Origin of the sequence: Parazoarcus communis SWub3 = DSM 12120, assembly GCF_003226565.1 — a bacterium.
Lineage (GTDB): Bacteria > Pseudomonadota > Gammaproteobacteria > Burkholderiales > Rhodocyclaceae > Parazoarcus > Parazoarcus communis.
In genome coordinates this window covers 303287-322080 of sequence record NZ_QKOE01000002.1, presented here as the reverse complement: position 1 = coordinate 322080, position 18794 = coordinate 303287, and the positions used below count along the sequence as shown (strand labels likewise).

The 18794-nt window shown below is 61.6% G+C and carries 20 protein-coding genes; 9 read left to right on the top strand and 11 right to left on the bottom strand.

Going from position 1 to position 18794, the window contains the following annotated elements; translation table 11 throughout:
- The first annotated feature begins 33 nt into the window (after positions 1-33).
- Entirely contained in the window at positions 34-471 is a 438-nt protein-coding gene (locus DNK49_RS05055) for an HIT family protein (RefSeq protein ID WP_110523232.1), read from the top strand.
- Positions 472-482: 11 nt separating this feature from the next.
- A complete protein-coding gene (locus DNK49_RS05050) occupies positions 483-2099 on the top strand; it encodes a hypothetical protein (RefSeq protein ID WP_110523231.1) in 1617 nt (538 codons plus the stop codon).
- Here DNK49_RS05050 and phoR read toward each other — a convergent pair.
- Both phoR and phoB read right to left on the bottom strand, forming a co-directional pair.
- Positions 2065-3363: a phosphate regulon sensor histidine kinase PhoR gene (phoR, locus tag DNK49_RS05045; RefSeq protein WP_165843258.1), complete on the bottom strand. Its 1299-nt coding sequence runs from the start codon at positions 3361-3363 to the stop codon at positions 2065-2067. The genes DNK49_RS05050 and phoR overlap by 35 nt on opposite strands.
- Before the next feature lie 67 nt (positions 3364-3430).
- On the bottom strand, positions 3431-4141 hold the full coding sequence (gene phoB, locus DNK49_RS05040; protein ID WP_110523229.1) for a phosphate regulon transcriptional regulator PhoB: 711 nt from the start codon (positions 4139-4141) through the stop codon (positions 3431-3433).
- Between the two features lie 177 nt (positions 4142-4318).
- On the opposite strand from phoB, the gene DNK49_RS05035 reads away from it, so the two are divergent.
- From DNK49_RS05035 to DNK49_RS05020, 4 genes are read left to right on the top strand one after another with little or no spacing between them, the layout of a single operon-like run.
- A complete protein-coding gene (locus tag DNK49_RS05035; RefSeq protein WP_110523312.1) occupies positions 4319-4744 on the top strand; it encodes a gamma-butyrobetaine hydroxylase family protein in 426 nt (141 codons plus the stop codon).
- A gap of 9 nt (positions 4745-4753) precedes the next feature.
- Positions 4754-5491: a bifunctional demethylmenaquinone methyltransferase/2-methoxy-6-polyprenyl-1,4-benzoquinol methylase UbiE gene (gene ubiE, locus DNK49_RS05030; RefSeq protein WP_110523228.1), complete on the top strand. Its 738-nt coding sequence runs from the start codon at positions 4754-4756 to the stop codon at positions 5489-5491.
- Positions 5492-5511: 20 nt separating this feature from the next.
- Positions 5512-6372, top strand: coding sequence for a Tim44 domain-containing protein (locus DNK49_RS05025; protein WP_110523227.1), 861 nt, complete (start codon positions 5512-5514; stop codon positions 6370-6372).
- Positions 6373-6418: 46 nt separating this feature from the next.
- Entirely contained in the window at positions 6419-6994 is a 576-nt protein-coding gene (locus tag DNK49_RS05020) for a ubiquinone biosynthesis accessory factor UbiJ (protein ID WP_110523226.1), read from the top strand.
- 148 nt (positions 6995-7142) lie between these two features.
- On the opposite strand, the gene DNK49_RS05015 is transcribed toward DNK49_RS05020, so the two are convergent.
- The 9 genes from DNK49_RS05015 to DNK49_RS04975 form a co-directional block, all read right to left on the bottom strand.
- The gene (locus DNK49_RS05015; protein WP_110523225.1) at positions 7143-7568 is read right to left on the bottom strand and encodes a F0F1 ATP synthase subunit epsilon; all 426 of its coding nucleotides are present in this window, start codon (positions 7566-7568) and stop codon (positions 7143-7145) included.
- A 53-nt stretch (positions 7569-7621) separates the two neighbouring features.
- Positions 7622-9022 carry a F0F1 ATP synthase subunit beta gene (atpD, locus tag DNK49_RS05010; RefSeq protein WP_110523224.1) on the bottom strand — a complete coding sequence of 467 codons (1401 nt, stop codon included), beginning with the start codon at positions 9020-9022 and terminating at the stop codon, positions 7622-7624.
- A 24-nt stretch (positions 9023-9046) separates the two neighbouring features.
- On the bottom strand, positions 9047-9916 hold the full coding sequence (gene atpG, locus DNK49_RS05005) for a F0F1 ATP synthase subunit gamma (RefSeq protein ID WP_110523223.1): 870 nt from the start codon (positions 9914-9916) through the stop codon (positions 9047-9049).
- A 20-nt stretch (positions 9917-9936) separates the two neighbouring features.
- On the bottom strand, positions 9937-11475 hold the full coding sequence (gene atpA / locus DNK49_RS05000; protein ID WP_110523222.1) for a F0F1 ATP synthase subunit alpha: 1539 nt from the start codon (positions 11473-11475) through the stop codon (positions 9937-9939).
- A gap of 12 nt (positions 11476-11487) precedes the next feature.
- The gene (locus DNK49_RS04995; protein WP_110523221.1) at positions 11488-12021 is read right to left on the bottom strand and encodes a F0F1 ATP synthase subunit delta; all 534 of its coding nucleotides are present in this window, start codon (positions 12019-12021) and stop codon (positions 11488-11490) included.
- Positions 12022-12024: 3 nt separating this feature from the next.
- On the bottom strand, positions 12025-12498 hold the full coding sequence (locus tag DNK49_RS04990; RefSeq protein WP_110523220.1) for a F0F1 ATP synthase subunit B: 474 nt from the start codon (positions 12496-12498) through the stop codon (positions 12025-12027).
- 41 nt (positions 12499-12539) lie between these two features.
- Entirely contained in the window at positions 12540-12785 is a 246-nt protein-coding gene (atpE, locus tag DNK49_RS04985; protein WP_002925444.1) for a F0F1 ATP synthase subunit C, read from the bottom strand.
- A 69-nt stretch (positions 12786-12854) separates the two neighbouring features.
- Positions 12855-13700: a F0F1 ATP synthase subunit A gene (atpB, locus tag DNK49_RS04980; RefSeq protein ID WP_110523219.1), complete on the bottom strand. Its 846-nt coding sequence runs from the start codon at positions 13698-13700 to the stop codon at positions 12855-12857.
- Positions 13701-13702: 2 nt separating this feature from the next.
- Complete coding sequence (locus DNK49_RS04975) at positions 13703-14044, bottom strand: ATP synthase subunit I (RefSeq protein ID WP_110523218.1); 342 nt, start codon at positions 14042-14044, stop codon at positions 13703-13705.
- A 190-nt stretch (positions 14045-14234) separates the two neighbouring features.
- Here DNK49_RS04975 and DNK49_RS04970 point away from each other — a divergent pair, with 190 nt between their 5' ends.
- The 3 genes from DNK49_RS04970 (at position 14235) to DNK49_RS04960 (ending at position 18791) form a co-directional block, all read left to right on the top strand.
- Complete coding sequence (locus DNK49_RS04970) at positions 14235-14546, top strand: ArsR/SmtB family transcription factor (protein ID WP_110523217.1); 312 nt, start codon at positions 14235-14237, stop codon at positions 14544-14546.
- 92 nt (positions 14547-14638) lie between these two features.
- The gene (gene aas / locus DNK49_RS04965; protein ID WP_110523216.1) at positions 14639-16783 is read left to right on the top strand and encodes a bifunctional acyl-ACP--phospholipid O-acyltransferase/long-chain-fatty-acid--ACP ligase; all 2145 of its coding nucleotides are present in this window, start codon (positions 14639-14641) and stop codon (positions 16781-16783) included.
- A gap of 127 nt (positions 16784-16910) precedes the next feature.
- Positions 16911-18791, top strand: coding sequence for an MFS transporter (locus tag DNK49_RS04960; RefSeq protein WP_110523215.1), 1881 nt, complete (start codon positions 16911-16913; stop codon positions 18789-18791).
- The last annotated feature ends 3 nt before the right edge of the window (positions 18792-18794 follow it).

Genomic DNA, 18794 nt, shown 5'->3' with positions numbered 1-18794 from the left:
CGGGACTTTGCAGAATGCACTGACGAGACGCCCATGGATTGCCCCCTGTGCTGCCCGAACAACGACGATATCGTCTGGCAAGACGCCCGCTGTCGGGTCATCCGTGTTCCGGACCCGGCCTATCCCGGCTTCTGCCGTGTGGTCTGGCATGCACATGTCGCAGAGATGACCGATCTGGCACCTGCCGACCGCACCCATCTGCTGACGGTGGTGATGGCAGTGGAGGCCGCACTGCGCCAGTTGATGAAGCCCGACAAGATCAACCTTGCGAGCTTTGGCAATATGGTGCCCCACCTGCACTGGCATGTGATCCCGCGCCATACCGACGATCCGCACTTTCCCGAGTCGGTGTGGGGCCCGGTCCAGCGCACCGGCGCCGTCCGCGTCGCACCCGACAACAGCGTGCTGGCCAGCGCAATCGATAGCCATCTGGCTGCGCACGCCACCGCCCTTACCCAGCAACCTCGCTGACCGGAGCCATCATGGACTACCGCAATCCAGCCTCGTGCCTGAGTCTGTTGCAGAAACTGCAGACCCACAAGGTCGATGAATGCCATACCGTGCTCTCCGACATGGTCGCCGGACTGCTGGAGGCACTGCCAGCCCCCAACCAGCACCTGGAAGTACTCGAGGCAGCACGCCCCGCCATCGCCCAGATCCAGGCTGCGTTGAGCCAGCACTATGCCGGCCACCCTTTGCCCCCCGACTCCGAAGGCAATGCGAACCTGCTGCGAGTCGTCGCGTTGTGGCGCAACCTGTCGCGGTCCTACGCACAGATCGCACGTCACGATGCACAGATGGGGACGCTCGACGACCAGCGAGCCTTGCTGGGACAACGCCGGGTCCATTATGCGGCTTCGATCCTGATCGAGTACTTCCGGGCGCACCGTGCGGTACCCCATGGGGTGTGGACGGAAATTCACGAGAGCTTCGCCGCCGCAGAGCAGACCCGGCTGGCATCAGCACGGGTTGCCGACCCGCTGAACGCGCTGTGGAAGGCACAAAGCGCAATGGAAGCCTATGTTGCGATCCTGCTGATCGATCTGGCCAATCCTTTTGGCCGTACCGGTCAGGAGTTGCAGCTGATCTGCCGGTGGGCACAACGCTTTGCGCCGTACTGCACACTGGGCCCGATGATGGACGGCCTGAAGCCGACCTCTTATGGCCTGGATCTGGCCAGTGACCACGGCTTGCGTCCGGTCGGATTGATGAGCTCGGGCAACATGGTCAGGCGCTTCGACAGCGAAAAGCTGGCCGGGCAGATTCGTGCGGTGTTCAACCAGTTCAAACAGGGGGTATCACCGGCCTCACTGGGCCTGGGCGAGGAAGCCACGCTGGACATGAGCGCCCGCCTGCTGATCTCGCTCTACCGCCCGTGGGGACTCTCCTCGGCAGGGCGCCGCTTTCCGCGCCACGGCAGCAGGGGCGAAATCGAGCTCTGTGGCGACTGGCTGGCCATCGGCTTTCACATCCAGGGCCGGCTGTTCGAACAACCTCGCAGCTACGGTATCGCCGGCAGTCTGAAGAGCGACATCTCCCTGCTGACTTTCGGTGAACGTGCGCCGGAGGCTACGGAACGGGACGGCACCACACACCGGCAGCGCCAGCTCGATGCTGAACGACTCGGTCTGGTATGCGAGCGGTGGTCACTGCTCGACCAGTCGGTGGGCGGTTTCCGCCTGCGCCAACGCCCCCACGCCGAACGCCTGGAACACCAGCAGCTGGTCGGCATCCGACCACTTGATGGCGAGTATTTCCTGCTTGCCCAGGTCAGCTGGCTGATGTACCGCGACGACGGCATGCTCGAGGCTGGCACGCATGTGTTGCGCGGCATTCCCGAGGTGGTGGGCGCCCGTCCGCTGGCGCCGCATCCCGGACAACGCGAGCTTTATCAGCAAGCCTTCCTGATTCCCGCTCATGCCAAGCTCAAGGTCGCCGATACCACCCTGGTGTTACCCGGCGGTTGGTATCACCCGAACCGCGTCATCGAAGTCACCGCACGCGGCCATACGGTGCAGGTCCGGCTGACCGGCCAGCTGATCAAGGGGGCCAATTTCGACCACGTCAGCTTCGAGACGCTTGCGCCGGAAGCGGAATGAAACGGGCCTTGGGCAGATGCGCGCTGAAGACGCTACCCTGACCCAAGGCGCTCTTCACCCTTAACATGGCCTGGTGCCGGGTGAGGATGTGCTTGACGATGGCCAGACCGAGGCCGGTGCCACCGCTTTCCCGCGAACGCCCCCGATCCACGCGGTAAAAGCGCTCGGTCAGGCGGGGAATGTCCGCCGCATCGATACCGATGCCGGTATCCCGTACCGAAAACACCGCACCCTGGGCGTCGTGCGTCCACACCAGCTCGATACGGCCGCCCTCAGGGGTATATCGCACCGCATTGCTCGCCAGGTTGGAAAAGGCGCTATGCAACTCTTTGGCACTTCCCAAAAGGTAGCCGCCACCCTGGACATCGAGCGTCACCTGATGGCGCCCACCCGATAGCAGTTCCGTGTCGTCATACACCCCCTTCAGCAGGGCACCGATCTCGATCCGCTCTTCCGAAGGCGCCGGCGCCCCCGTTTCCAACGCAGACAAGGTGAGTAGATCCTCGATCAGGCGGCGCATGCGGTTGGACTGATCCAGAGCCAGATTGAGGAAACGGATGACATCCTCACGCTCGAAATCGTCCAGCCCATCGACCAGGGTTTCGAGAAACCCCCCCACCACCGTCAGGGGTGTGCGAAGCTCATGGGACACGTTGGCAACAAAATCACGCCGCATGGTCTCGAGCTTCTCGATCTGCGAGATATCCCGCGACAACACCATCTTCTGGTCATCGCCAAACGGAATGATCTGGATCTGCAGGGTGAGTCCCTGGCGACGCGCACACTGCATCACCATCGGCTCTTCAAAATTGCCCGATGCCAGATAGCGCACGAACTCGGGCTGACGCAGCAGATTGACCACCGGCGCACCGATATCGTGGTCGCGATCCAGACCGAAATGCTGCTCTGCGCGCAAATTCAGCCACTCGATGGTATCGCTGTCGGACAGGTAGATGACCCCGTCCGGCATGGCCTGACTGGCATCCTGAAAACGCTCCAGCGCCGAGGACAGACGCTCGCGCATGTCGTAGGCCAGTCGTGTGCGCCCCGCCAGATCGGCAAAGACCCGGCCCCACGCACCCATTGCGCGCGGAACGGGCGTGCCCACCGGCTCGCGGGTCCACAACACCAGGTGGTTGAGATGGCGCAGATGCAGAGCGCCCCACAACAGCAGACCGGCGATGAAGGCACATAGACCCGCAACCGTGCCCGCCAGCAGCGCAACCGCGACGGACAAGCACGCCAGAACGGCAAGCGCGGTCAACGCGCTTGCCAGAAGATAAGTAAGCGATCGAATGATGAGGACTCCCAGTCCGCACAGGCGGGCCGGATTATCGCACGCCGCTTGGCTGCTCCGTCTGTGCCGAGAAACGGTAGCCGCTACCCCGCACCGTCTGCACCAGCGCGTCGTGTCCGGACGGCTCAAGCGCACAGCGCAGTCGCCGGATATGCACATCGACGGTGCGCTCTTCGACGAACACGTGATCGCCCCAGACCTGATCGAGCAACTGGGCCCGCGAGTGCACCCGCTCCGGATGGGTCATCAGGAAGTGCAGCAGGCGGAACTCCGTCGGCCCCAGCGACAAGGCCTGCTCCCCCGCGCTGACCCGATGGGTTTCCGGATCGAGCCGCAATCCACCCAGCTCGACCGGATCCTCGGTGGCCTGCGGTGCGCGCCGCCGCAGTACGGCCTTGATCCGCGCCACCAGTTCGCGCGGGCTGAACGGCTTGGTGATGTAGTCGTCGGCACCGGTTTCCAGCCCGGCAACCTTGTCCTGCTCTTCGCCGCGAGCGGTCAGCATGATGATCGGGATATCACGGGTGCGCTCCTCGGCCCGCAGGCGACGGGCGAAGTCGATTCCCGACGTTCCCGGCAGCATCCAGTCGAGCAACACGAGGTCCGGCAAGGCGTCGCGCACGATGCGCTGCGCCGCCTCGACATCCGAGGCACGTACCACATGGTGTCCAGCACGCGCCAGGTTCGCAGCAATCAGTTCCTGAATGGCCGGTTCGTCTTCCACCAGCAGAATATTGGCAGGCATAGTTTTGGCTCCCTTTGACCGGCCAAAGTGTATTTCAGCAATTTGAAGTTTTGATGACACGTCATCACGATGAAACACCGCCGCTTAACCATTCCAACGATGTCGCGGTCCCCGGGAGCGTCTTTCCGCCAGGTTGATTCGGGTATGATTGAGCTCCCCGACACTGAGACCCATCAAATGGCTGGACTCGACAAGGATACCCCGCTGCCGACCGCAATCACGCTGCACCGCAAGTCGCGCGTGCTGGAAATCGCATTTGACGACGACAGCCGCTTCGAACTGCCCTTTGAGTTCCTGCGCGTCTACTCGCCATCCGCCGAAGTCAGAGGCCACGGTGCGGGTCAGGAAACCCTGCAGTTGGGCAAGCGCGACGTCGATATCCTGAATCTCGAGCCCGTCGGCAACTACGCGATCAAGCCAACCTTCTCCGATGGCCACGACAGCGGCCTTTACTCGTGGGACTACCTCTACATGCTCGGCCGCAATCAGACCGAGATGTGGCAGGACTACCTCGACCGCCTGGCCCAGGCTGGCGGCAGCCGCGATCCGGCGCTGACGCCCCCTCCCGCACCCAAGGGCGGCTGCGCCAGTCATCGTCACTGACCTTACACCATGACCGATAAAACGACCCACTTCGGCTTTCAGACCGTTGCCGAAGAGATCAAGCAGAAGAAAGTGGCCGAGGTGTTCTCCTCGGTCGCGCAAAAATATGACGTCATGAATGACCTGATGTCCATGGGCCTGCATCGCCTGTGGAAGGCATTCACCATCCAGGTATCCGGCGTGCGCGAAGGCGACCGCGTGCTCGATGTCGCCGGCGGCACGGCCGACCTTTCGCTGGCCTTTGCCCGCAAGGTCGGCGCCCGGGGCCAGGTGTGGCTGACCGATATCAACCATGCCATGCTCTCGCGCGGCAGGGATCGTGTCTTCGACAAGGGCTTTCCCCTGCCTGTGGCGCAATGCAACGCCGAAAAACTGCCTTTCCCTGACGAATGGTTCGATTGCGTGACCGTTGCCTTCGGTCTGCGCAACATGACGCACAAGGACGTCGCACTGGCCGAAATGCAGCGCGTGCTGCGTCCCGGCGGCCGTCTGCTGGTACTGGAGTTCTCGAAGGTGTGGAAGCCGCTCGCACCGGCCTACGACCTGTACTCGTTCAAGCTGCTGCCGTGGATGGGCGACAAGGTTGCCAACGATGCGGAAAGCTATCGCTACCTGGCCGAATCCATCCGCATGCACCCCGGCCAGGAAGAATTGAAGACCATGATGGAACAAGCCGGGCTGAAGCGTGTCGACTACTTCAACCTGAGTGCAGGCGTCGTTGCCCTGCATCGCGGCTACAAACTTTGACTCAAGGAGACCTTGTCACAATGAAGAACCTGTTCCTGACCCTGATCGTCACGATCTTCACTTTCGGCTTCGGCGTACCCGAAGCCGAAGCCAAGCGCCTCGGTGGCGGCAGCAACTTCGGCATGCAGCGCCAGGCTACCCCTCCGGCAGCCGCACCGCAGCAGAACCTGAGCCGCCCGCCGGCAGCCGCCCCGGCTGCAGGCGCCGCACCCAAGCGTTCGTGGATGGGCCCGATCGCCGGTCTGGCAGCAGGTCTGGGCCTGGCTGCGCTGTTCTCCCACCTGGGCATGGGTGAGGAACTGGCCTCGTTCATGATGATCGCGCTGCTTGTCGTTGGTGCCGTCATCCTGTTCAAGTTGCTGTTCCGTCGCAACAACGCTCAGGCCCCGCAAGGCATGCAGTATGCAGGTGCGGGGGCAGGCGCCAATGGTGCAGCAGGCAACGCCCCCGCTGCGTTCGAAGCACAGGCACCGTTGTCGTCTTCCACCAGCGCACCGGCTGCAGCGATCCCGGCTGACTTCGATGCAGAAGGCTTCGCCCGCCAGGCCAAGCTGAACTTCATCCGTCTGCAGGCGGCAAACGACGCTGGCAACATCGAGGACATCCGCGAATTCACCACACCTGAAGTGTTCGCCGAGATCAGCATGCAGATCACCGAACGCGGTGCTGCAAGCCAGCGCACCGATGTGGTCGAGCTCAACGCCCAGGTCATCGAAGTGGCTGAAGAAGGGGATCGTTACGTTGTCAGCGTACGTTTCTCCGGTTTGCTGCGTGAAGAAGAAAATGCCGCCCCTGCGGCGTTTGACGAGATCTGGCATCTGGTGAAGCCCGTCAGTGGCAATGCCGGCTGGCGTATCGGCGGCATCCAGCAGATCAGCTGATATCACATCAAGATGGACAAACGGGGGCTGCGGCCCCCGCTTTCATATGTTCGACACCCTTTTTCTTGCCGCCACCAATCATCTGCTAGGTCAGTCCGCCTGGGCACGCAAACGCCTGCAACCGCATGCAGGACGTCGTGCCCTGCTCAATCTCGCACCTTTCAGCGTGCAGTTTTCCATTGCCGAAGGGGGAGAACTGGCCGCTTGCACCAGTACCGAACAAGCGGACGTCACGCTGGATATTCCGCTTGCCGAGTCAGGGCGCCTCATCGGCGGCGGCATCGACGCATTGATGTCACAGGTTCGTATCAGCGGCAATGCCGAATTTGCCGACGCGCTGGGATTTGTGTTTCGTCACCTGCGCTGGGATCTTGAAGATGATCTATCGCGCCTGGTCGGAGATATTGCGGCGCACCGCATTGTCACCATCGGCCAGGCCTTTGGCAAGGCTCAGCAGCGAGCGCTGCAAGGCGTCGTTGGAAACGTGGTCGAGTACGTGACAGAAGAACAGGCCATGCTTCTTGGCCGTGGCTCGCTGCCTGGCATTGACACAGATATCCGCGCACTGCGCGACGCGATTGCCCGGCTGGAGAAGCGGGTGGATCGCCTGGAAAAGGCATAGCGCGCGCGCACTGCAGGAGGTCGCTAACACTCCTGCTCGCATCGTGGGACGCTCGAAGGGTTCCACACCCCGGTAACAATGAAAAAAGGCAGCCAGGGCTGCCTTTTTTCTACCTGCACGCACCGCATGAGCCGCGGTGAATGCGGGATCAATGTACGCGCTTGCGCAGTTTCTGAATCGCAGCGATCTGGGCGATCGCTTCGGTCAGTTCTGCCTGGGCCTTGGCGTAGTCGAGCTGAGCGCTCTGGTTGGAAAGCGCCTCTTCTGCCTTGCGCTTGGCTTCCAGGGCCTTCGCTTCGTCGAGATCCTTGCCGCGGATTGCGGTGTCGGCCAGCACGGTCACCAGACCCGGCTGAACCTCAAGAATGCCCCCAGCAACGAAAACCAGCTCTTCTTCCGCCTGATTCGGAACCTTCACCCGTACCGCACCCGGTTTGATCCGGGTCATCAGCGGCATGTGACCGGGCAGGATGCCGAGTTCACCCGCCTCGCCAGGCAGCGCGACGAACTCCGCCAGTCCGGAAAAGATCTGCTCTTCCGCACTGACGATGTCAACGTGAACCGTCATAGCCATGGTATGTCCTCTTCAAATCCGTGCGACGTCGAAACGTCGCACGGGTGGGCGAATTACTGCAGCTTCTTCGCCTTTTCCACGGCCTCTTCGATGTTGCCGACCATGTAGAAGGCCTGTTCCGGCAGGTGGTCGTACTCGCCGCTGACAATCGCCTTGAAGCCGGCGATGGTGTCCTTGAGCGAGACGTACTTGCCCGGCGAACCGGTAAAGACTTCAGCAACGTGGAAGGGCTGCGACAGGAAACGCTGGATCTTACGCGCACGAGCCACGGACAGCTTGTCTTCGGGAGACAGTTCGTCCATACCCAGAATCGCGATGATGTCGCGCAGTTCCTTGTACTTCTGCAGGGTCTGCTGCACAGCGCGCGCCACGTTGTAGTGCTCTTCGCCAACAACCAGCGGATCGAGCTGGCGGCTGGTGGAGTCGAGCGGATCGACTGCAGGGTAGATACCCAGTGCAGCGATGTCACGCGACAACACGACGGTGGAGTCAAGGTGCAGGAAGGTGGTTGCCGGCGACGGGTCGGTCAAGTCATCCGCGGGCACATACACGGCCTGGATGGAGGTGATCGAACCCACCTTGGTCGAGGTGATCCGCTCTTGCAGACGGCCCATTTCTTCTGCCAGCGTCGGCTGGTAACCCACCGCGGAAGGCATACGGCCCAGCAGCGCGGACACTTCGGTACCGGCCAGCGTGTAGCGGTAGATGTTATCCACGAAGAACAGGATGTCGCGGCCTTCGTCACGGAAACGCTCGGCCATGGTCAGACCGGTCAGCGCAACGCGCAGACGGTTGCCCGGGGGTTCGTTCATCTGACCGAACACCATCGCGACCTTGTCGAGAACGTTGGAGTCCTTCATTTCGTGGTAGAAGTCGTTACCCTCACGAGTACGCTCACCCACACCAGCGAACACCGACAAGCCCGAGTGCTGCTTGGCGATGTTGTTGATCAGCTCCATCATGTTCACGGTCTTGCCCACGCCGGCACCGCCGAACAGGCCGACCTTACCGCCCTTGGCGAACGGGCAGATCAGATCGATCACCTTGATGCCGGTTTCCAGCAGTTCGACCGACGGCGACAGCTCGTCGAACTTCGGCGCCTTGGCGTGGATGGAACGCAGTTCGTCGGTCTCGATCGGGCCAGCTTCGTCGATCGGGCGACCCAGCACGTCCATGATTCGGCCGAGGGTACCGTGACCCACCGGTACCGAAATCTGCTTGCCGGTGTTGGCAACCTTCATGCCACGGCGCAGACCATCGGAAGAACCCATCGCAATCGTACGCACCACACCATCACCAAGCTGCTGCTGAACCTCGAAGGTCAGGCCATCTTCGGCGAAGGAGTTGGCGGCGTCCTCAAGCTTCAGGGCGTCGTACACCTTGGGCATCGAATCGCGCGGGAACTGGATGTCCACCACCGCGCCGATGCACTGAACGATAGTACCGTTACTCATCGTCTTTCCTTAATCAATAATCCGTTAGACCGCGGCGGCGCCACCGACGATTTCCGACAGCTCTTTGGTGATCGCGGCCTGGCGGGTCTTGTTGTAGACCAGCTGAAGCTCACCAATCACGTTCTTCGCATTGTCGGATGCGGCCTTCATCGCCACCATACGCGCGCTCTGCTCGGAAGCCATGTTCTCGGCGACTGCCTGATAGACCAGCGCTTCGACGTAACGCACCAGCATTTCGTCGATGACCACCTGGGGATCCGGCTCGTAGAGGTAATCCCACGAGGATTCCGGCGTACCCAGCTTTTCGCCAGTCAGCGGCAACAACTGCTCAAGCATCGGCTCCTGCTTCATCGTATTGACGAAGCGGGTGTACACGATGTGGACCTCGTCGAGCTCACCGCTCTGGAAAGCGTCGAGCATCACCTTGACCGGCCCGATCATCTTTTCGAGATGCGGGGTGTCGCCCAGGTGAGTCACGTGGGAAGCCACCTTGGCCCCCATCCGCTGCATGAAACCCAAGCCCTTGTTGCCAATGCAGCAAGCCTGGATCTCGGTCACGCCAGCAGCGTTCCAGTCCTTCATTGCGTTGAGCGCAATACGCTGTACGTTGGTGTTCAGACCACCGCACAGGCCCTTGTCAGTCGTTACCAGAATCAAGCCCACCCGCTTGACCTGGTCCTTGCGGACCAGGAAGGGATGCTTGTAGTCGGTCACATTGGCTTGAGACAGGTTCGCGGCGAGTCGGCGGATCTTTTCGGCATAGGGGCGGGCGGCACGCATCCGGTCCTGCGCCTTGCGCATTTTGGATGCAGCCACCATTTCCATGGCCTTGGTGATCTTGCGCGTGTTTTGCACGCTCTTGATCTTGGTACGGATTTCCTTACCGCTAGCCATATTCCGTCTCCCTCAGCCGATCAGGCCCAGCTCTTCTTGAACTCGGCGATCGCGGCAGCCAGAGCCTTCTCGCCTTCGGCGTCGAGCTCTTTCTTGTCGAGAATCGTGGAGACGAGGGCAGCCTGCTTGGTCTTGACGGCCTGCAGCATGGCCGCTTCGAAGGCCAGCACACGACCGACATCGACGTCGTCGAAATAGCCGTTGTTCACCGCGTACAGCACGATGGCCATTTCGGCGATCGACATCGGCGAGTACTGTGCCTGCTTCATCAGCTCGGTCACACGGCGACCACGCTCAAGCTGCTTGCGGGTGGCATCGTCCAGATCGGAAGCGAACTGGGCGAACGCAGCAAGTTCGCGATACTGCGCCAGGTCGGTACGGATACCACCGGACAGCTTCTTGACGACCTTGGTCTGCGCAGCACCACCGACGCGAGACACCGAGATACCGGCATTGATCGCGGGACGGATACCGGCGTTGAAGAGGTCAGTTTCCAGGAAGATCTGACCGTCGGTAATCGAGATCACGTTGGTCGGCACGAATGCGGACACGTCACCTGCCTGGGTTTCGATGACCGGCAGAGCGGTCAGCGAACCCGTCTTGCCCTTGACTTCGCCATTGGTGAACTTCTCGACATAGTCGGCGTTCACACGAGCGGCGCGCTCAAGCAGGCGGGAGTGCAGGTAGAACACGTCACCCGGGTAAGCTTCACGACCCGGCGGACGGCGCAGCAGCAGGGAAACCTGACGGTAGGCCCAGGCTTGCTTGGTCAGATCGTCATAAACGATCAGTGCATCCATGCCGCGGTCGCGGAAGTATTCGCCCATGGTGCAACCCGAGTAAGCCGACAGGTACTGCATGGCGGCGGACTCGGAAGCCGTGGCAGCGACCACGATGGTGTATTCCATCGCGCCGTTTTCTTCCAGCTTGCGCACCACGTTGGCAATGGTCGAAGCCTTCTGACCGATCGCAACGTAGACGCAGAACATGTTCTGGCCTTTCTGGTTGATGATGGCATCAACCGCGACGGCGGTCTTGCCGGTCTGGCGGTCGCCGATGATCAGCTCGCGCTGGCCACGGCCGATCGGCACCATGGAGTCGACCGACTTCAGACCGGTCTGCACCGGCTGCGAAACGGACTGACGGGCGATGACGCCCGGCGCGACCTTTTCGATCTTGTCGGTGAGCTTGGCGTTGATCGGGCCCTTGCCGTCGATCGGCTGACCCAGGGCATTGACGACGCGACCGATCAGCTCGGGGCCGACGGGCACTTCGAGAATGCGGCCGGTGGCCTTGACGGTGTCGCCTTCGGTGATGTGCTCGTATTCGCCGAGCACAACCGCACCAACGGAGTCACGCTCGAGGTTGAGCGCGAGGCCGAAGGTGTTGCCGGGGAACTCCAGCATTTCGCCCTGCATGACGTCGGTAAGGCCGTGAACACGGGTGATGCCGTCGGTGACGGAGACCACCGTGCCCTCGTTCCGCGACGTGGCGGCGAGCTGCAGGTTCTGGATCCGGCTCTTAATCAGATCACTGATTTCAGAGGGGTTGAGTTGCATGTATGTATGCTCCTAGTTCTTTAGCGCAGCGGCCATGTTCGCGAGCTTGCCGCGGACCGAGGCGTCGATGACTTCGTCGCCGATGGCGATGCGGACCCCACCGATAAGCTCGGGGTCGATACTGACGGTCACATCCAGCTTGGACTTGAAGCGGGCTTCGAGGTCGGCTTTGAGTGAGGCCAGGGTGGCATCGTCAAGCGGGAAGGCAGAGGCGATTTCCGCCTCAAGGACACCTTCGTGTTCGTTTTTGAGTGCAACGAACAGGTCACGGATCTCCGGAAGCACCTGCAGACGTTCGCTTTCCACGAGGACGCGGACGAAATTCTGCTGCTCGGCGCTCAACGTACCCGACACTTCCAGAACCAGTTTGTTGATCTGGTCAGCAGACAGTTTGGGATCGCTGAAACACGCGAGCATGTCGGGATCGGCTGCCACAGCGGCAAGCCGATCCAGTGCATCCGACCAAGGCCCCAGCGCACCTGCCCCGCGAGCCAGCTCGAAGGCGGCATCTGCATAGGGACGCGCGATGGTGACGTTCTCGGCCATGACTTATTGCAGTTCCTGTTTCAGGTTGGCAAGCAGCTCGGCATGCACCTGGGTGTTGATTTCGCGGCGCAGGATTTTTTCTGCACCGGCAACAGCCAGATGAGCGACCTGGTCGCGCAGGGCTTCTTTGGCACGCTGGGCGGCGACGCCGGCTTCGGCTTCCGCGGCTTCACGAGCCTTGGCGATGATGCGGCCAGCTTCGGCACGGGCCTCGTCGATCAGTTGGCTCGCCTGCTTTTCAGCAGAGCTACGCACGTCACCCGCGGATTCGCGAGCCTTGCGCAGTTCTTCGACGACCTTCTTCTCGGCAAGCGCCAGATCGGCCTTGGCCTTGTCCGCAGCTGCCAGCCCGTCTGCGATTTTCTTCGCACGCTCGTCCAGTGCCTTCACGATGGGCGGCCACACGAATTTCATCGTGAACCACGCCAACACGAAGAACACAACGAGCTGGGCTATCAGAGTTGCGTTCAGATTCACTGTTCTTGGCCCTCAGTAATGTTTAGAGGAACTCGAACCGATCAGAGCTGGAACGGGTTGGCGAAGGCGAACATCATCGCGATACCGACACCGATCAGGAACGCGGCATCGATCAGACCGGCCAGCAGGAACATCTTGGTTTGCAGCGCGTTCATCAGTTCGGGCTGACGGGCCGAAGCTTCGAGGTACTTCGAGCCCATGATGCCGATACCGATACAAGCACCGATGGCGCCCAGACCGATGATCAGACCAGCAGCCAGCGCAACAAAACCCAGAACGTTTTCCATGACAACTCCTTAGTTAAAGATAAGAGAAACTAAAAACAGGTACAGCTATTACAAAAACTTGGATGCAGCTTAGTGCGCTTCGTGGGCCTGACCGACATACACCAGGGTCAGCATCATGAAGATGAAGGCCTGCAGGGTGATGATCAGGATGTGGAAGATCGCCCAGATCGAACCTGCGATGACATGACCGATGAAGCCGAACGCAGTGGCGGTACCACCAAGCAGTGCGATCAGGATGAAGATCAGTTCGCCAGCGTACATGTTGCCGAACAGTCGCATGCCGTGAGAGACGGTCTTGGCAACGAATTCGATGATCTGCATCGCGAAGTTAACCGGATAAAGCAAGGGATGGCTGCCGAACGGCGCAGTGAAGAGCTCATGCACCCAGCCCGAAACACCCTTGATCTTGACGTTGTAGTACAGGCACATCAGCAGTACGCCGCAGGACATGCCGAGCGCAGCCGAGAGGTCGGCCGTCGCCACGACACGCATGTATGCGTGAGCCGGATCACCACCTGCGGAGGCATACACCCCTTCCCAGATGCGCGGCAACAGATCGACCGGAACCAAGTCCATGGCGTTCATCAGGAAGATCCAGACAAACACGGTCAGTGCGAGCGGCGCCACGAACTTGCGCGACTCGGCGCTATGCACGATGCCTTTTGCCTGATCGGCAACCATTTCGACCATCATCTCGACAAAACCCTGGAAACGACCGGGCACGCCCGACGTCGCCTTACGCGCGGCGAGCCACAGCAAGAACACTGTGAGCAGGCCGATCGTGATCGAGTAGAACATCGAGTCGATGTTGATGACGGACCAGTCGACAATGTTTTCTTGTGCGTGTCCGGTGTTGTTGAGATGCGTCAGGTGATGAACGACGTACTCGGATGCAGTGGGAGCGTTTCCAGCCATGGTCAGGTCTTTACCAAAAATGCAAATAAATTCGCTTTCAGTGCCAGCACCAGCCCGATCAGGAGCGCCCCCCAATGGACGTCCGGATACAGCGCAAGTACTAACCCCAGTAATCCCACGATCGAGGCGAGCTTGATGAACTCACCTGCGACAAAAGCGGTCACAGTCGCCGTACCTTTACGACGCGTCGTCAACATCAGCCGCCAGGCAAAGAACCAGCTCGGAAGCACACAAGCCAGACCGCCGGATGCCGCAGACACCGCACCGCGCACCCCGAAAAAAACGGCCGCAATGGCCGTTGCCAGAAGGGTTGCGCCGAGTTGCAGCAAAACTGCCTTGTGCATCCGTTCCTCACCAGCGCGCCGCGAATCCGCGACCGCCTAAAAATCCCGGCAATACTAGGGGTTAACCGTAGTAATGTCAAATCTTGGGTGCGCCGCAACAGTCAAAAAACGTCTGCCGGGCATTACTCCTATATAAGATGCAACACCGGCACGATTGACAAGGCCCGGCTCCGCTCACCACCATGCGCCCATGAACCCTCATTACTCCCGCGCCATCCCGCCCGCCTGGGTGCAGATGTCCAAGGTTTTCACCGCCCTCGGCGACGAGCACCGGCAGCGTATCCTGCTGACCTTCGAGCGTGGCGAGCGGCTCAATGTCAGTCAGATCGTCGCGGTATCGACACTGTCCCGACCGGCAGTCTCGCATCACCTCAAGCTTCTGAGAGAGGCCGGCGTGCTCGGCTCGGAGAAGATCGGCAAGGAAGTGTTCTTCTGGATCAACAAGCCTTTCCTGCTCGAGACCTTCGACAACGTACGCACTTATCTGCACGACGAACTTTAGGCACCTCCACAAATACGTCGAAAAGTCTCGACATATGGACATACCGTATGGCATAGTCTGCGCACTTTCATGCCGGACGGGAGTCGGACATCGTGTTGCGCGCCATCATCAAGCAGGTCCTCCGCAAGTGTGTTCAGTGGCTGTTCCGGGTCAGGGTGACCGGCGACACGACGGTTTTCTCCCGCCCCCGCCTGCTGATCGTGGCCAACCATCAGTCCTTTCTGGATGGATTGCTGCTGGGCTTGTTCCTGCCCGTGAATCCGGTGTTCGTCGTTCACACCTGGGTCAGCCGCAACCTGTGGTTCCGCATCGCGCTCAAGTTGGTGGATTACCTCGCGGTCGATCCCACCAACCCGATGGCGATGAAGAAGGTGATCCGGTTGATCGAAGAAGGCCGTCCGGTCGTGATCTTCCCGGAAGGTCGCATCACCACCACGGGTAGCCTGATGAAGGTCTACGACGGCCCTGCCTTCGTCGCTGCAAAGACGGGGGCCACCATCGTGCCGGTCAGTCTCGAAGGTGCGACCCGCAGCTACTTTTCCCGACTGTCGGGGCGTCATCCGCGGCAGCTTCTGCCTGCCATCCGGGTCAGCATCCAGCCCGCCAGCCGAATTGAACTCGGGACCGCCGGCGCCGCACGCGAACGCCGCCGCAAGGCAGGAGACGCGATGCGGCGCATCATGCAGGACATGGTGTTTGCCGCCCGTCCCGAACAGACCTTGTTCGAAGCCCTGCTGGACGCGGCCAGCGTACATGGCCGTCAGCGCGCCGTTGTCGAGGATATCAAGCAGATCGAGTATCGCTACAACGACCTGCTGAAGATGGCGCTGATGCTGGGACGCGTTGGCAGCCGACTTGGCGCACCCGGAGAGCGCATCGGCCTGTTGCTGCCCAACCTGGCACCGACCCTCGGCCTGATCTTTGGCTTGAACGCGTTTGGCCGGGTGCCGGCGATGCTCAACTACACTGCGGGAAGTGACGGCCTGCAGGCCGCCTGCACCGCCGCGACGATCCGCACCGTCATCACCTCGCGCGCCTTCGTCGATCAGGCACGACTGGGCGACAAGCTGGCCGCGCTGAGGGATGTCCGGCTGGTGTTCCTGGAAGACCTGCGCGAGACCATTGCGCTGGGCGACAAGCTTTGGCTGATGCTGTGGGCCCTGCATTTTCCGCGTCAGGTGGCGGCGCGTCTGTCGCCGGAGGCGCCGGCCGTGGTGTTGTTCACCTCGGGATCAGAAGGCAAACCCAAGGGCGTCGTGCTGTCGCATCGTGCCGTACTCGCCAATGTGGCGCAAATCCGCGCAGTGGTCGACATCTCTCCCGAGGACAAGATCCTCAACGCCATGCCGCTGTTCCATTCCTTTGGCCTGACCGCGGGGGCCTTGCTGCCGGTGCTGTCGGGCGCGGATGTCTTCCTCTACCCCTCGCCGCTGCATTATCGCGTCATTCCCGAGCTGGCCTACGATCGCGGCTGCACCGTCTTGTTTGGCACCAGCACCTTTCTCGGCAACTACGCGAAGTTTGCCCACCCCTATGATTTCCACCGCCTGCGTTACGTCATCGCCGGCGCGGAAAAGCTGGCCGAACCGGTGCGCCAGACCTGGATCGAAAAGTTCGGCATCCGCATCTTCGAAGGCTACGGTGCAACCGAAACCGCACCGGTGCTGGCGGTGAATACCCCGATGGCCTTCCGCAGCGGCAGCGTCGGCCAGTTGTTGCCAGGGCTGCACGCCCACCTGGAGCCGGTGCCGGGCATCGAGCGCGGCGGCATCCTTCATGTCAGCGGCCCCAACCTGATGTCAGGCTACCTGCGTACCGAACAGCCTGGCGTACTGCAGCCCCCCAGCTCTGCCGCCGGCACGGACTGGTACGAGACCGGCGATGTGGTCGAGATCGACGACGACGGTTTTGTCCGCATCGTCGGCCGGGTCAAGCGCTTTGCCAAGATCGCCGGCGAAATGGTGTCACTCGAGTCGGTCGAAAAGCTTGCCGTGCAAGCCGCACCGGATCACGCCCACGCCGCCTCGACCCAGGCCGATTCCGCACGTGGCGAGAGCCTGGTGCTGTTCACCACCGACACCGCACTGGGTCGCGAGCGCCTGCAGGCTGCAGCCCGCGCGGGTGGCTGGCCGGAAATCGCGGTACCACGCCGTATCATCAGCGTCGATGCCCTGCCTTTGCTGGGTACCGGCAAGATCGATTATGTCAGCCTCAAGCAGTGGGCCGAGGCGGCATAATGCAAGCCGACTGCCCTGATCACCCTGCCACCGGACAAGGAGCTGCCACCGCCATGCCCATTCCCGTAGCCGGACATCTGCTGCTGACAGGTGGCGCGACCTGCGCCACCGCCGTCGGGAGTCCCGCATGAGCCACCAGTTCGGCTTGCTCAAAGAGCGTCGCTTCCGCCCCTTCTTCCTCACCCAGTTCCTCGGTGCGTTCAACGACAACGTCTACAAGAACGCGCTGGTGGTGTTGCTGACCTTCCAGTCGGCGCGCTACACCTCCATGTCGCCGGGCATTCTGGTCAATCTGTGCGCAGGCATCTTCATCCTTCCCTTCTTCCTGTTCTCCGCCACCGCCGGGCAGATTGCCGACAAATTTGAAAAGAGCCGGCTGATCCGCTTCACCAAGCTGCTCGAGATCGCGATCATGGTGCTGGCCGGCTTCGCCTTCGCCCTCGAATCCCTCGCCTTGATGCTGGGCTGCCTGTTCCTGATGGGCAGCCAGTCTTCGCTGTTCGGCCCGGTCAAGTACGCCATCCTGCCCCAGCATCTGCGCGAGGACGAGCTGATCGGCGGCAATGCGGTGGTGGAGGCCGGTACCTTTCTGGCCATCCTCATCGGCACCCTGGCCGGTGGCGTGCTGATCAGTTTTGATCAAGGCATCGTCTGGGTCTCGGTGGCCGTCCTCCTGCTCGCACTGCTCGGCTACCTTGCCAGCCGCGGCATCCCGCTGGCGCCGGCGGCCTCGCCCGGTTTGCGCATCAACTGGAACCCGATCACCGAAACCTGGCGCAATTTCCAGTTCACCCGTGGCAACCGCACGGTGTTCCTTTCCATCCTCGGGGTATCGTGGTTCTGGTTTTATGGTGCCGTCTTCCTGTCGCAGTTTCCGGCCTATGCCAAGGATGTGCTCGGTGGCAACGAGCACGCGGTCATCCTGCTGTTGGCAGTCTTTTCGGTCGGCATCGGCGTCGGCTCGCTGCTGTGCGAGCGCATGTCGGCCGGGCGGGTCGAAATCGGTCTGGTGCCGTTTGGTTCGATCGGTCTTTCACTGTTCGCCCTCGACCTGTGGTGGAGCAGTCCAGCCCCCGGACTGTTCGCCTCACCGCTTCCGCTAGGTGAAGTGCTGGCGCAGGCGGCCACCTGGCGGGTGCTGATCGACCTGGTGGGCATCGGCGTGTTCGGCGGATTCTTCATCGTACCGCTTTACGCGCTGATCCAGAGCCGCAGCGAGCCTGCCCACCGCTCGCGCACCATCGCCGGCAACAACATCCTCAACGCCTTGTTCATGGTGATTGCGGCAGGGATGGGTGCGGGGCTGCTTGCCGCCGGCTTCAGCGTGCCACAACTCTTCCTGGTCACCGCCGTGCTCAACGCCGTGGTCGCCATTTACATCTACACCCTGGTGCCGGAGTTCCTGCTGCGCTTCATCGTCTGGCTGCTTGTCCATACGGTGTACCGGCTACGAACCGAGGGTATCGAACACATCCCCGAACAGGGTCCTGCAGTACTGGTGTGCAACCACGTCAGCTTCGTGGATGCACTGGTGATCATGGCGGCGAGCCGGCGGCCTGTGCGCTTCGTCATGGACCATCGCATTTTCCGCCTGCCGGTGTTGTCCTTCGTGTTCCGTGAAAGCCGCGCCATCCCCATCGCACCAGCAAAGGAAGATCCCGCCCTGACCCAGCGCGCCTTCGACACCGTGGCCGACGCACTCGCCGCCGGCGAGCTGGTGGCCATCTTTCCCGAGGGACGGATCACCGACACGGGCGAACTTAACCCCTTCCGTCCCGGCATCCGCCGCATCGTCGAACGCAGCCCGGTACCGGTGGTACCCATGGCGCTGCGCGGCCTGTGGGGCAGCTTCTTCTCGCGCAAGGATGGCCCGGCAATGAGTCGGCCGCTTCGTCGCGGCCTGTTCAACCGCATCGAGCTGATTGTCGGCAGTCCGGTCGGCACGTCCGAAGCCACCCCCGAGATGCTGCAAGCCCACGTCGCTGCCCTGCGCGGCGAATTGCGCTGAAGG